General features: G+C 70.1%; 13 protein-coding genes. 8 read left to right on the top strand and 5 right to left on the bottom strand.

Annotation, left to right across the window (positions count from 1 at the left end; genetic code table 11):
* Positions 1 to 5: 5 nt before the first annotated feature.
* Positions 6 to 1895 carry a Calx-beta domain-containing protein gene (locus F0U44_RS10470; protein WP_149728233.1) on the bottom strand — a complete coding sequence of 630 codons (1890 nt, stop codon included), beginning with the start codon at positions 1893 to 1895 and terminating at the stop codon, positions 6 to 8.
* Between the two features lie 121 nt (positions 1896 to 2016).
* On the opposite strand from F0U44_RS10470, the gene F0U44_RS10465 reads away from it, so the two are divergent.
* The 4 genes from F0U44_RS10465 to F0U44_RS10450 are packed head-to-tail and all read left to right on the top strand — an operon-like array spanning position 2017 to position 4922.
* Positions 2017 to 3105, top strand: coding sequence for a ferredoxin reductase (locus tag F0U44_RS10465; protein ID WP_149728232.1), 1089 nt, complete (start codon positions 2017 to 2019; stop codon positions 3103 to 3105).
* A gap of 13 nt (positions 3106 to 3118) precedes the next feature.
* A complete protein-coding gene (locus F0U44_RS10460) occupies positions 3119 to 4339 on the top strand; it encodes a fatty acid desaturase family protein (RefSeq protein WP_149728231.1) in 1221 nt (406 codons plus the stop codon).
* A gap of 4 nt (positions 4340 to 4343) precedes the next feature.
* Complete coding sequence (locus tag F0U44_RS10455) at positions 4344 to 4655, top strand: hypothetical protein (RefSeq protein WP_149728230.1); 312 nt, start codon at positions 4344 to 4346, stop codon at positions 4653 to 4655.
* A gap of 21 nt (positions 4656 to 4676) precedes the next feature.
* Positions 4677 to 4922, top strand: coding sequence for a hypothetical protein (locus tag F0U44_RS10450; RefSeq protein WP_149728229.1), 246 nt, complete (start codon positions 4677 to 4679; stop codon positions 4920 to 4922).
* Here the strand turns inward: F0U44_RS10450 and F0U44_RS10445 are convergent.
* The 3 genes from F0U44_RS10445 to F0U44_RS10440 are packed head-to-tail and all read right to left on the bottom strand — an operon-like array spanning position 4876 to position 8058.
* A complete protein-coding gene (locus F0U44_RS10445) occupies positions 4876 to 5769 on the bottom strand; it encodes an oxygenase MpaB family protein (RefSeq protein WP_188113421.1) in 894 nt (297 codons plus the stop codon). The two genes, F0U44_RS10450 and F0U44_RS10445, sit on opposite strands and share 47 nt — an antisense overlap.
* A 34-nt stretch (positions 5770 to 5803) precedes the next feature.
* Positions 5804 to 7714, bottom strand: coding sequence for a linalool dehydratase/isomerase domain-containing protein (locus tag F0U44_RS22990; protein WP_188113420.1), 1911 nt, complete (start codon positions 7712 to 7714; stop codon positions 5804 to 5806).
* Positions 7711 to 8058 carry a hypothetical protein gene (locus tag F0U44_RS10440; RefSeq protein ID WP_149728227.1) on the bottom strand — a complete coding sequence of 116 codons (348 nt, stop codon included), beginning with the start codon at positions 8056 to 8058 and terminating at the stop codon, positions 7711 to 7713. The genes F0U44_RS22990 and F0U44_RS10440 overlap by 4 nt, the downstream gene beginning before the upstream one ends.
* Before the next feature lie 96 nt (positions 8059 to 8154).
* On the opposite strand from F0U44_RS10440, the gene F0U44_RS10435 reads away from it, so the two are divergent.
* Positions 8155 to 8799 (top strand): TetR/AcrR family transcriptional regulator, encoded by a 645-nt coding sequence (locus F0U44_RS10435; protein ID WP_188113419.1) that lies wholly within the window; start codon positions 8155 to 8157, stop codon positions 8797 to 8799.
* Here F0U44_RS10435 and F0U44_RS10430 read toward each other — a convergent pair.
* A complete protein-coding gene (locus F0U44_RS10430; protein ID WP_149728225.1) occupies positions 8762 to 9610 on the bottom strand; it encodes a hypothetical protein in 849 nt (282 codons plus the stop codon). The genes F0U44_RS10435 and F0U44_RS10430 overlap by 38 nt on opposite strands.
* Before the next feature lie 33 nt (positions 9611 to 9643).
* On the opposite strand from F0U44_RS10430, the gene F0U44_RS10425 reads away from it, so the two are divergent.
* From F0U44_RS10425 to F0U44_RS10415, 3 genes are all read left to right on the top strand, one after another.
* Positions 9644 to 10054: an HIT family protein gene (locus F0U44_RS10425; RefSeq protein WP_149728224.1), complete on the top strand. Its 411-nt coding sequence runs from the start codon at positions 9644 to 9646 to the stop codon at positions 10052 to 10054.
* Positions 10055 to 10116: 62 nt separating this feature from the next.
* Positions 10117 to 10887 (top strand): SDR family NAD(P)-dependent oxidoreductase, encoded by a 771-nt coding sequence (locus F0U44_RS10420; protein ID WP_149728223.1) that lies wholly within the window; start codon positions 10117 to 10119, stop codon positions 10885 to 10887.
* Between the two features lie 118 nt (positions 10888 to 11005).
* Positions 11006 to 12031, top strand: coding sequence for a DUF3048 domain-containing protein (locus tag F0U44_RS10415; RefSeq protein WP_149728222.1), 1026 nt, complete (start codon positions 11006 to 11008; stop codon positions 12029 to 12031).
* Positions 12032 to 12050 lie beyond the last annotated feature (19 nt).

Genomic DNA, 12050 nt, shown 5'->3' with positions numbered 1-12050 from the left:
GGCGCCTAGCCGATGGTGACTCCGGTGACCGTCACCGGCTTCAGCGTCCCGGCGCCGGTGCCGTTGCCGAGCTGGCCGGCCGCGTCGGCCCCCCAGCACTTCACCGCGTTGCCGGTCACGACCGCGCACGTGTGATAGGTCCCGGACTCGATCACGGTGCCGCCGCTGAGCTCGGAGACCGGGACCGTCGTGAGGGTGTCAACGGTGTCGTTGTTGCCCAAGCGGCCCTCGAAACCGTTGAACCCGACACAGCGGGCGGCGCCCGAGGTGAGCGTCACGCAGGTGTGGTCCTGGCCGAGCGAGATGTTGGCGGCACTGGTCACCCCGGTCATCGGGACGGGCGTCAGCCGCATCTCCTGGGTGCCGTCGCCCAACGCGCCCTCGAAGTTGTAGCCGAAGCAGCGCGGCGCCCCGGAGACGATCACGCACGTGTGGAAGTAGCCGGTGACGACCGAGGACGCCCCGGTGATGCCCGTGACCGAGACCGGGGTCATGCGATCGGTCCGGCTGCCGTCGCCGAGCTCGCCGTTGAAGTTGTAGCCGGAGCACTTCACGGTGCCGTCGGCCCAGCGGGCGCAGGTGTGCTCGCGGCCCGCCGAGATCTGTACGGCACCAGCCCAGCCGGCTACGGTGGTCGGGCTCGCGATGTCGCCGGAGCCGCCGTTGCCGAGGCGTCCGCCGTAGCCCTCGCCCCAGCACTTCACGGTGCCGCCGGTGACGATGGCGCAGGTGTGGTGACTACCGGCGTCGATCGACACGACGCCAGTGAGGCCGGGCACCGCGACCGGGCTGAGCCGGTCGGTCGCGCGCTCGGTCTGGGTGTCGATGCCGAGCCCGAGCTCGAGGTTCTCGTTGATGCCCCAGCACTTCACCGTGGTGTCGGACATCAGGGCGCAGGTGTGGCCGTGCCCGGCGGCGACAGCGGTCGCGCCGGTCAGTCCCGTGACCGTCGTCGGTGCGTACGCCGTGTTGTAGGTGCCGTTGCCGAGCTGGCCGTCGGTGTTGAAGCCCCAGCACTTGACCGCGCCGCCGGCGACGACGGCGCACGTGTGGAGAGTGCCCGCCGACAGCTTGCCGACCGGCGAGACCGGCGGCTCGGCGTCGTCGTTGGTGATCGAGATGGTGCCGGCGCGCGCGATGCGCGCCCCGCCGGTGGGCGTCGCGAGCTTGACCGCCACCGTCTCGGTGGGTTCGAACTGGGTGTCGCCGAGGACCGGCACGGTGACGTACGCCGTCGTCGCTCCCGTCGCGAAGCTCAGGCGTCCGCTGCGCGTGGTGAAGTCGGTGGCCGCGGTCGCCGTACCGGCGATGGTGGACCAGTCGACCGTGAGAGCGGCCGGGGCGGGGGAGGACAGGGTCACCGACACCGTCGCGTTGCGGCTGCCGCCGTTGCCCTCGGTAATCGAGGCGTCGCCGGCCGCAACCCGCAAGCCGGTCAGCGGCGGGTCGTCGTTGACGATCCGGCCGGTGCCGCTGGCGCGGCCGACGGTGGCGCCGGACGGCGCGGTCAGCCGGACCCGGTAGGACTCGGCCGGCTCGGTGGTCGTGTCGCCCCGGACGTTGACGTTGACCGTTGCCGAGAGCGCTCCGGCCGGGATCGTGACTGTGCCGCTCGCGGCCGTGTAGTCCGCTCCGCCCGTCGTCGCGGTGCCGTCGAGGGTGGCGTAGTGCGCCGTGACCTGGGTCGCGCTCGTCGCGGACAGCGTGACGGTGAAGCGCGCGGTGCGAGCGCCCGTCGAGCCCTCGACGACGGCCGTGTCGCCGATCGTGAGCACCGGCAGGACCACGCGCTGAGGGGCGGCCTGCGCGGGCTGGGCGGCCTGTGCCGCCGGGGTGATCAGCGAGCCCGCCGCAGTGGTGACCACCAACGCGCGGCAGAGAAGCGACCGGGTCATGAATACGTCCTGGGTTGTCAGTCGGCGTGCTGAGCCCGGATCGCCGGTAGGCCGCAACTATATCGAAGGGATTTTGGACTCGGCCTTGACTCCGACGGGTGCACGCTTGTTCACTGAACCTATGGCGGGGGTCACATCTGAACGGGCGTTGTCGTGGGAGCGGATCCGCAAGACGGCGGACAAGCTGACGACACCGCTGCTCCCCGACGACTACCTCACGCTGCTCAATCCGCTGTGGAGCTCGCGTGAGCTGCGCGGCCGTGTGGAGCAGGTGATCCCGGAGACCGACGACGCCGCGACGCTCGTGATCCGGCCGGGTTGGGGGTGGCACTACGACCACCGCCCTGGGCAGTTCGTCGGCATCGGCGTGCAGATCGACGGCAGGTTCCACTGGCGGTCCTACTCCGTCAGCTCGCCGCCGAAGAAGTCCGGCCGCACCCTGTCGATCACCGTGCGGGCGATGCCCGAGGGCTTCTTGTCCTCGCACCTGGTCAACGGGCTCGAGCCCGGCACGATCGTCCGCCTCGCCACCCCGAGCGGCGACTTCGTGCTGCCCGACCCGCCGCCCGCCAAGTCGCTCTTCCTCGTCGGTGGCAGCGGCATCACTCCCGTGATGGCCATGCTGCGCACCCTGGATCGCCGCGGCACCATGAGCGACGTCGTCGTCCACTACGCCTCCACGACGCCGGAGCGGATGATCTTTCGCGACGAGCTGGTCACGCTGCATGAGAAGCACCCGTCGCTCACCGTGCACCAGTGGTTCTCCGACGAGCAGGGGATCTTCGAGCTCGCGCAGCTCGACGCCGTCGTACCCGACTGGCGCAAGCGTGAGACCTGGGCCTGTGGCCCCGCGCCGATGCTCGACGCCATCGACGGCCACTGGAAGGCCGCCGACCTCGAGGACCGCCTGCACCTCGAGCGCTTCTCGCTCCAGCTCGGTGGCGACGGTGGCGAGGGTGGGACGGTCAGCTTCCAGAACTCCCTGAAGGAGATCGAGGTCGACGGCGCCACCACCGTCCTGGAGGCGGGGGAGCAGGCCGGCGTGGGGATGCCCTACGGCTGCCGGGTCGGCATCTGCCACACCTGCACCGTCACGAAGATCTCCGGCACCGTGCGCGACCTGCGCAGTGGCGACGACTACGACCAGCCCAACGAGCAGGTGCAGACCTGCGTGACCGTACCCGTGGGCGCTTGCGTCCTCGACATCTGATCAGGAGCCCTGAATGGCCATCGCTGACGTCGCCGAGTACCTACACCTCACCCCCGAGGACGTGGAGGAGATCGGACGTGAGTTCGACGCGATCCGCGAACGCGTCGAACGTGCGCGCGGCGAGAAGGATGCCGCCTACATCCGGCGGGTGATCAAGACCCAACGCTGGATGGCAGCCGCGGCCCGAATCGGAATGATCGTCAGTGCGCCGCTCGACGCGAAGGCTCGGCGCCCGATCGTCGCCGCCAGTGCGGCGACCCTAGGGTTCGCCAAGATCTTGGAGAACATGGAGATCGGCCACAACGTCATGCACGGCCAGTGGGACTGGATGAACGACCCGGAGATCCACTCCTCGTCGTGGGAGTGGGACACCGCCCAGCCAGCCGAGCAGTGGAAGCACAGCCACAACTACATCCATCACCAGTTCACCAACGTGCTCGGCGTCGACAACGACATCGGCTACGGCGTCCTCCGGATGGCGCGCGAGCAGAAGTGGCACCCGGTCTACTTGGGCCAGCCCGTCTTCAACGCGCTGCTGGCAGGACTCTTCCAGTGGGGAGTGGCCCTGCACGACCTCGACCTCGAGGCGATCCGCAAGGGCAAGAAGGACCCCAAGGAGATGAAGCGGCAGCTCAAGCAGATCGGGCTGAAGGGCCGCAACCAGGCCTTCAAGGACTACGTCCTCTACCCGGCGCTGAGCGGCAAGCAGTGGAAGTCGACGATCAAGGCCAACGCCACTGCCAACTTCATGCGCAACCTGTGGGCCTACATGATCATCTTCTGCGGGCACTTCCCCGACGGTGCGCTGCACTTCACCGAGGAGGAGCTCGACGAGGAGACCCGTGCGGAGTGGTACCTGCGACAGATCCTCGGCACCGCCAACTTCGAGGGCGGCAAGCTGCTGCACATCATGAGCGGCAACCTCGGCTACCAGATCGAGCACCACCTGTTCCCCGACCTGGTCAGCAACCACTACGCCGAGATCTCCCCGGAGGTGCGGGCGTTGTGCGAGAGGTACGGCATTCCCTACACCAGCGGGCCGCTGCACCGGCAGTACGGCCAGGTGCTCCGCACGGTCATGAAGTTGTCGCTGCCCAACAAGTTCACCCAGGACGACCGGCCGCCGACCGGGCCGGAGGTCACCATCGGGCACGGCCGCAAGTTGCAGGAGGACCGGCAGGAACGGCGGCGCGAGCTCGGTGCCTGGTCACGCACGGAGCGGTCGCCGGCCTGAGCCGATGCCTGATCAGATGACCGTCGGATTTGCGTGGAAGGACGGCGAGCTCGATCGCCGGATGGTGGTGCGGTGCGCGCTCGCACGGGTGTGTGGGGTGTGCGGGGAGAGCCTGGGCCGGCCGATCGTGTTCGTCGGTGACGCCGACGAGCTCGCGCGCAACGCTTTCCACCTGCCGCCGCTCCACGCGACCTGTGCGTCGGCCATCGCCGGCCCCGACCAGTTCGTGGTGCGGACCGGCGGATTCGAGTTCGTCCGGCCGAGCCGCGACGACCCCGATCCGCAGCCGCGGTTCGAGCCCAACTCCTTGATCTGAAGGTGTGACACGATCCGCGCCATGGAGCCTTCCGTCGACCTGATCCCGCGCATCAGGGGAGCGATCACGACCCTCGCGTCGGCCTACGGCGCCCAGGCCATCGGCGCCGCCGCACTCGGTGCGGTCGCGATCGGAGCCGGCGCCATCGGTGCCCTCGCGATCGGCAAGCTGGGCATCGGCGAAGCCGAGATCACCAAGCTCGTGATCGACGAGCTCGAGGTCAAGGTGTTGCGTGTTGGTGCTGTGGAGCCTCTTCCCGAGGCGTAGGGCCCTGGTGCCCGTACGACGCCAGGCCGACCGGGATCTCGGCACCCTGTCCGAAGTGGTCGGTCCACGACCGTGACGGGCGGTGGGGGCGAGCGGCTTGGAGGCCCAGGTAGCCGCCGACGACCGCCGGCGTGAGTCGCACGGCCGCGGCAGGCGGGTCCGGCAACCGGTGGGCGGCGCGGAGCCGGTCGTCGAGCAGGGTGAGCAGCACGGGGTCGGCGAAGCGTCGCAGCGGACCTGGGAACCATCGCTCGCGCCAGTCGGCGAAGAGCTGGTCGACGAGGGCGCGGCCGCCCTCGGTGTAGCCGTAGTGGGCGGCTTCGTAGTCGAGCACCCACTGCAGGAACGCCTCGCGCGTCTCGGGGACAGCCAGCCCCATCCGCTCGCCGACGCCGCGCCAGAAGTGGAAGAGACCCTGGAGCTCGTTGTCGGTGAAGCGAGGGCGGCCGAGCAGGCCGAGGATCCGGTTGCCCTCGAAGGCCAGCGAGCCGAGCGTGTAGAGCTTGTCGTCGTCGGTGATCCCGAAGCGGGAGTGGATCTGCTCCATCCGGTCGATCGCAGCACGGCCGCGTTCGCTGCTGTGCCCGTGCCGCAGCATCTCGCCGAAGAAGACGAGCGTGTGGTCGTTGCGCCGGCGCACGTTCTTCATCAGGTCGCCGGTGCCGGTGCGGTAGACGATGCGGGAGATCGACGGCACCGCGACCTGACGGGTGAACGCGACCAGGTAGGCGGCGTGCACGAAGAGCGCGTCGCCGTATTGCACCTCGACGCTGAGGTGCGCGATCTCCTCGTTGTCGCGGACCGGGTCGAGCTGCTCGATGCGGCGCGCGATCTGCGCGCCGGACATCAGGCGCCGCTCAGGATGGTCAGCGCGGGATGATTCAGCGTGGGGCGATGCGGAGCTCAAGGCGTCCTCCGAGGTCGATCTCGATGACGGCCGAGCCGTCGGGGCGGGCGACGATGCTCTGCTGGGCGGCGCCGGTGACGCCGTACTCCTGGCCGGGCCGGAGGCGCTCGACCAGGATCGCCGTGCGCACCGGTCCGGCGCCGGGGCGCAGCACCAGGTCGAGGGCGCGGCCGTCGGTGACGGCCTTGGCGACGAGTACGTCGGGGTAGGCGACCTCTGCCAGCACCGGGCCCTCCCGCCACGCATCGGGGGCGCCGAAGACGACCAGGTCGCGCAGCGCGCTGTGGCGACCGAACCGGCCGAGGGCGGCATAGAGGTTGGTGAAGGTGGAGCCGTCGGAGTAGCGGCGCGCGCCGTCGGCCTCGGCGACGTCGCCCTGGTCGAGGTCGCGCTGGATCGCGCTGGCGAGCTCTTCGTCGCCGTGCTCGCGCGCGGCCATCAGCGTGACGACCTTGCTGTAGGTGTCGGTGCCGAGCTGATAGCTGCCGGGGTCGAGTCGCGCCGAGACGCCCGGGCGGGTGGTCGTGCGGCCGTCCTCGTGGAGGAGCTCGCGCTCGCGCAGCAGCCACCAGGTGCGGCGCGCGACGTCGGGGAGCGCCGCGTGCAGCCAGTAGGACGTGGTGATCTGGACCGCCGGACCCGACCAGAAGTTCCAGGAGAGCCCGAGGTGGCTGCTGCGTACGCCGACGATCCGCCCGTCCGGACGGAGGAACTCGGTCTCGTAGGACTCCCGGAGCCGGCCCTCGACGTCGGCGAAGTAGTCGGTGCCGTGCAGCCGGTCGTGGCTGAGCATCGCGTTCATGCCGAACGTGTTGCAGACGGTGTAGATCCAGTTGGGCTCGCAGGGGAAGAGTGCGAAGGGGGAGCCCTGCACGTTGCGGTGCAGCGCGGCGGCCATCGTGCCGAAGTCGTGGGCGTAGTCGGCGCGGTCCGACCAGCGGTAGGTGACGGCGCCGGGCTGGGCGTAGCGGTCGTCGTTGAGGGTGCCGTACATGCCGATCATCAGGCCGTGGAAGCCGGTCAGCATGATGTTCTCGCTGTTGTCGACCGGGTCGCGGTCGAAGCGGAGGTTGCCCCAGGCGTTCTCGATCGCCCAGTAGCCCCAGGTGCGGCGGTCGAGCATCTTCTCGATGGCGTTGCGCTGCCCCTCGGCGAGGTAGCCGGTGAAGGCCGGCGTGCGGGTGAACTGCGCCATGGCGAGCGCGTAGCCCAGCGCGTTGAGCTGGTAGCGCGTCGCCGCCTCGCGGAACTGGTCGATCCGGGTGAAGCCCTCGAAGGACTCCAGCGGCTGGAGTGCGAGGTCGAGCGCGAACCGGAGGTGGCGGAGGTCGTCCTCGGTGTGCTCGGTGACCGGCACGCGCACGTCGAGCCCGGGGGAGCCGGTGATCACGAACTCGACCTCGGCGAGCCGCTCGTTGATGCGCGCGCCGGCGCGGACCTGGCCGGTGTGGCGGACCAGGTAGGTGAGGCGGGCGGTGGCGATGAGGGCGGGACCGACGGCGAGGACCGCGACCTGGGTGGTCGTGGAGCCGGGATCGGCGAGGAGCGCGCCGAGAGCGATGCTCGCGGCCCAGACGAGTGGCGGCAGCACGGTCGGGCCGGTCGCCCACCAGATGAAGACAGCCAGCACGAAGGTCAAGGCGGCGACCACCCCGAGGACCGGTTGCCCGCCCCAGGCGAGCCCGCCGCCCGGGAAGGCGAGGCCGAGTCCGGCCGCGGTCCAGCGAGTGCCCAGGTCGAGGAAGCCGAGGAGAGCGCCGAGCGACCAGAGGGCGCCGTACGTCAGGATCGCGCGGCGCTGGCGCCGCGCGGTCGTCGGAGGCGTGGCGCGCTGCGGCGTCGGCAGCAGCAGTCGGACGCGCTCGTCGGTGGCAAGGGTGGTCATGCGCGCACCGCCAGCGCGAGGCCGCCGATCGCCGCAGCCCAGAGGCCGGAGACGTGGAAGGCGGTGTCGGTGAGGAGCGAGGCCTCGGCCCACTGGAACCAGCCGAAGCCGTGCATGCCGATGATCCCGATGGCGAACCACGCCAGTCCACCGACGATGAACGCCGCTGCGACCGGGTGGGAGTCGCGGGCCGTGATCGGGGTGGGCGGGCCGACGGCCAGCGCCGTCGCGCCCGGCGCCGGTCGTCGGGCCGGGGGAGCGAACGAGGCGGGCGCCTCGGCACCGCCGGGGACGATCGCGAACCACGCGCGACGGACCACCGCGATGACCGCGGCGAGAGCCACACAGCAACCCATCGGACACCTCCACAAGAAAGTAAGAACGTCAGCGTTCCTGTTTCGAGAATGGATCAGGAACGCTGACGTGTCAAGATGTACGACGTGGCCGAAGCCGTCCGTCCCTATCGCGGGGTGAGCGCTGAGGAGCGCCGTACGCTCCGTCGCTCCCAGCTGCTCGAGGCCTGCCTCGACGTGGTGGGCGAGGTCGGCGTCGCGGCGACCACCGCCGAGGCGATCTGTGCGCGCGCCGGGCTGTCGAAGCGGTACTTCTACGAGACCTTCACCGATCGCGACGAGGTGCTGGTCGCGGCGCTCGACGTGTTCTTCGAGTCCGCCCGCATCGCGATCCTCCCCGCGCTCGCCGCCACGGACGCGACCGCCGACGAACGGCTCACCGGCACGGTCGCCGCTCTGGTCGCCTCGGTATCGGCCGATCCGCGCACCGCGCGGCTCTACGTCGAGTCGTCGAGGAACGTGGCTCTCGAGCAACGTCGGATCGCGGCGTACGACGTCTTCGCCGACCTCCTCCTCGAGCACGCCTTCGACATCGGGGTCGAGCCCCATGGCCCGCGCGCTCGCACGGTCGCGCTGCTGATCGTCTCGGGCACGACCGAGGTCGTCGCCCGGTGGCTGTCCGGCGACCTCGACCTCGACGAGGCCGGGCTGGTCGACGCGATCAGCGGAGTCGGCATCGCGGCAGCTGCGGCCCTCAGTGACAGCCGTCCTGCTCCATCTCGTCGGCCGTGACGACGAGGTCGACCGGCGGCGGGCCCGCGACCTGACCGTTCTGCGACGTCGCGAAGCTGACGGTGAAGTCGATGAAGGCGGCGAACTGGGCGGCGTCGTCGGTCATGGTCCCGCCGGCGCTCGTGATCGATGCGGCGACGTCGCGGCCGTGGACCTCGATCGTCGCCACCCTGCCCTTCTCGAGGGTGACCTCGGCATCGACGACGGCGTGCCGCGCCGCCGGTCGGCTCATCTCGATCTGTTGCAGGAGCCGGCCAGGCAGGACGGCCTGGGCGTAGCGGAAGGGGAGCTCGACGGCGACCCGGTCGTCCGAGCCATCGACGAAGTCGCGGCCTCGTAGCCCCGCCAGCATCGACACATAACCCGCCTCGTCGGGCAGCAGGCCCGTGATCCCGACGGGGACCTGAGTCGGCCCCATGGTCAACCAGCAGCCGGTCATCGGGGCGGGCCATCCCGCCATCTGCATCCACGTGGTCCCGTGAGCCGAGCGCGCCTCGAGGCCGAGGTTGTCGGGGCCCGCGGTCGTCGGGTCGTCGAAGGTCGCCGACACCGACCAGCCGCCCAGCAACCGCTGCGTGCCCTCGAGCCGGACGATGGGCTGGCTCGCCATGACGGCCTCGTAGGTGAAGTCGATCAGGTCGCTGCGGACCATCGCCGCGACCGCGGAGTCGACGGCAGCCCGTGCGGACGGCCCGGCCGGCTCGGGCGCGGCCGTCGTCGGCTCCGGGGCGGACGACGACGGCTCGCCCTCGTCGGAACAACCCGCCAGCGCCAGGCCGAGAGTCAGGGCAGCAAGGGTCATCTTGAGCACGGCGCAACCTAACCGACGGACTAGGGTCGCTCCATGTCGGACTGTGTCTTCTGCGCGATCGTCGCGGGCGACCTCCCTGCCGACATCGTGCTCGACGAGCCGGACTTCATGGCCTTCCTCGACCGGCGGCCCGTGTTCAAGGGGCACGTGCTCCTGGTGCCGCGCACCCACGTCGTCACGCTGCCGGACCTGCCGGCCGAGCTGCGCGACGGGTTCCTCGGGGCTGCGCAGCGGCTCGCGACGGCGATGGTCGACGGGCTGGGTGCCCAAGGCAGCTTCATCGCGATGAACAACATCGTCAGCCAGTCGGTGCCGCACCTGCACTGCCACGTGGTGCCCCGGACCAAGGGCGACGGGCTGCGCGGCTTCTTCTGGCCGCGCCGGAAGTACGGCGACGGGGAGTCGGCCGCCTACGCCGATCTCGTGCGCAAGGCCCTGGCGTAGCGACCGCCGAAGGCCTCGGTACGGTGGCCACGCAGACTTTCGAACACGTGCAGGAGACAGTCATGGGTCGTTTCGACGGGCGAGTCGCCGTCATCACCGGAGCAGCACGCGGGATCGGGTTCGGCACCGCCACCCGGTTCGCAGAGGAGGGCGCGTCGGTCGCGATCGTCGACCTCGACGAGTCCGCCGCCGCTGAGGCGGCCGCCAAGCTGCCGCTCACCGAGGGCGCGAAGGCCATCGGCGTCGGGGCCAACGTCTCCGACTCCGCGTCGGTCGAGGCGGGCATCGAGCGGGTCGTCGCCGAGCTCGGCGGGATCCACATCCTCGTCAACAACGCGGGCATCACCCGCGACAACCTGCTCTTCAAGATGACCGAGGACGACTGGGACCTCGTCATGGGCGTGCACCTCAAGGGCGCGTTCCTCATGACGAAGGCCGCTCAGAAGCACTTCGTGGAGCAGAAGTACGGCAAGATCGTGAATATCTCGAGCATCTCCGCGCTCGGCAACCGCGGCCAGGCCAACTACTCGGCCGCGAAGATGGGCATCCAGGGCCTCACCCGGACCCTCGGCATCGAGCTCGGCCCCTTCGGCATCAACACCAACGCCGTCGCGCCCGGCTTCATCGCCACCGAGATGACCGACGCCACCGCGGCCCGGCTCAAGCTCGACGTCGACGAGTTCCGCCGCCTCAACGCCGAGGCCAACCCGGTCAAGCGGGTCGGCTTCCCGGCCGACATCGCCGCCGCGGTCTGCTTCCTCGCGAGCGACGAGGCGTCCTACATCACCGGTCAGACGTTGTACGTCGACGGTGGCATCACGCTCGGCACCTGATCACGGACACGCCGGGCGGGACCCCCGCCCGGCGCGCCCGCAGGGGCGCACACTGGGGACATCGCAAAGTCGACTGATTCAGTAGACCACTACTCACCAACGACGAGGGGAGTCCGACGTGCGCAGCGCACGCCAGCTCATCTGCATCACCGCCACCCTGTCCGCCCTCAGCCTCGGCCTGGCCGCGTGCGGGGGTGACGACAAGAAGAGCGACAGCGGGTCGGACGAGAAGTCGTCGAGCACCGGCACGAAGAGCGAGCCGCAGACGTGGCCGCTGACCGGCCTTCAGGTCGATGGCGGTTCGGCGGCGCTGGACCACCCGGTCCTCGTGCTCAAGATGGACAACACCGAGGCGAGCTCGCCGCAGCAGGGCCTGTCCGAGGCCGACATGGTCGTCGAGGAGCTCGTGGAGGGCGGCATCACCCGCCTCGCGGCGTTCTTCTACTCCGAGATCCCGGGCGACGTCGGTCCGGTCCGGTCGGTGCGGGCCAGCGACATCGGCATCGTCACGCCCGTCGACGGCGCGCTCGTCACGAGCGGTGGCGCGGGGGTCACGATCAACCGGATCTCCGAGGCCGGGATCAAGATCTTCAACGAGGGCAGCCCGGGCTTCTACCGCGAGAGCACGCGGGTGGCGCCGTACAACCTCTTCACCGACATGGGCAAGGTCGCCAAGGCGGCTGAGGACGGCAAGGACGCGCGTCCCGACGACTACCTGCCGTGGGGCTCGGAGAAGGACCTGCCGCAGGGCAAGCCCGCCGGCACCATCACGGCCGACTTCGGTGGTTCGCACTCGACCAACTGGACCTTCCAGAACGGCACCTACGTCAACCAGAACACGTTCGCCGCTGACGGCGACGAGTTCCCGGCCGACAGCGTGCTCGTGCTGCGGGTCGAGGTCGGCGACGCTGGTTACCTCGACCCCGCCGGCAACCCGGTGCCCGAGACGATCTTCAAGGGCGAGGGCAAGGCGCAGCTCTTCCACGCCGGTCAGGTCGTCGAAGGCACCTGGTCGAAGAAGGACCTCGGCTCCGCGCTCGAGCTGTCGACCGCTGACGGCGACCTCAAGATCCCTGCCGGTCGGGTGTGGATCGAGCTCGTCCCGGTCGACGCCAAGGGCGGATCGGTCACGTTCGGCAAGTAGCCGACGAACCTAGTTTCTC

The sequence above is a fragment of the Nocardioides humilatus genome, assembly GCF_008373755.1.
Taxonomy (GTDB): Bacteria; Actinomycetota; Actinomycetes; order Propionibacteriales; family Nocardioidaceae; genus Nocardioides; species Nocardioides humilatus.
The sequence above is the reverse complement of the archived record's forward strand: the minus strand, read 5'-3'. Positions and strand labels throughout refer to the sequence as shown.

Excerpts from the sequence above, each read along its gene's own strand:
- F0U44_RS10470 (WP_149728233.1), bottom strand. The coding sequence starts at position 1,895 with ATGACCCGGTCGCTTCTCTGCCGCGCGTTGGTGGTCACCACTGCGGCG.
- F0U44_RS10465 (WP_149728232.1), top strand. The coding sequence starts at position 2,017 with ATGGCGGGGGTCACATCTGAACGGGCGTTGTCGTGGGAGCGGATCCGC.
- F0U44_RS10460 (WP_149728231.1), top strand. The coding sequence starts at position 3,119 with ATGGCCATCGCTGACGTCGCCGAGTACCTACACCTCACCCCCGAGGAC.
- F0U44_RS10455 (WP_149728230.1), top strand. The coding sequence starts at position 4,344 with ATGCCTGATCAGATGACCGTCGGATTTGCGTGGAAGGACGGCGAGCTC.
- F0U44_RS10450 (WP_149728229.1), top strand. The coding sequence starts at position 4,677 with ATGGAGCCTTCCGTCGACCTGATCCCGCGCATCAGGGGAGCGATCACG.
- F0U44_RS10445 (WP_188113421.1), bottom strand. The coding sequence starts at position 5,769 with ATGTCCGGCGCGCAGATCGCGCGCCGCATCGAGCAGCTCGACCCGGTC.
- F0U44_RS22990 (WP_188113420.1), bottom strand. The coding sequence starts at position 7,714 with ATGACCACCCTTGCCACCGACGAGCGCGTCCGACTGCTGCTGCCGACG.
- F0U44_RS10425 (WP_149728224.1), top strand. The coding sequence starts at position 9,644 with ATGTCGGACTGTGTCTTCTGCGCGATCGTCGCGGGCGACCTCCCTGCC.
- F0U44_RS10420 (WP_149728223.1), top strand. The coding sequence starts at position 10,117 with ATGGGTCGTTTCGACGGGCGAGTCGCCGTCATCACCGGAGCAGCACGC.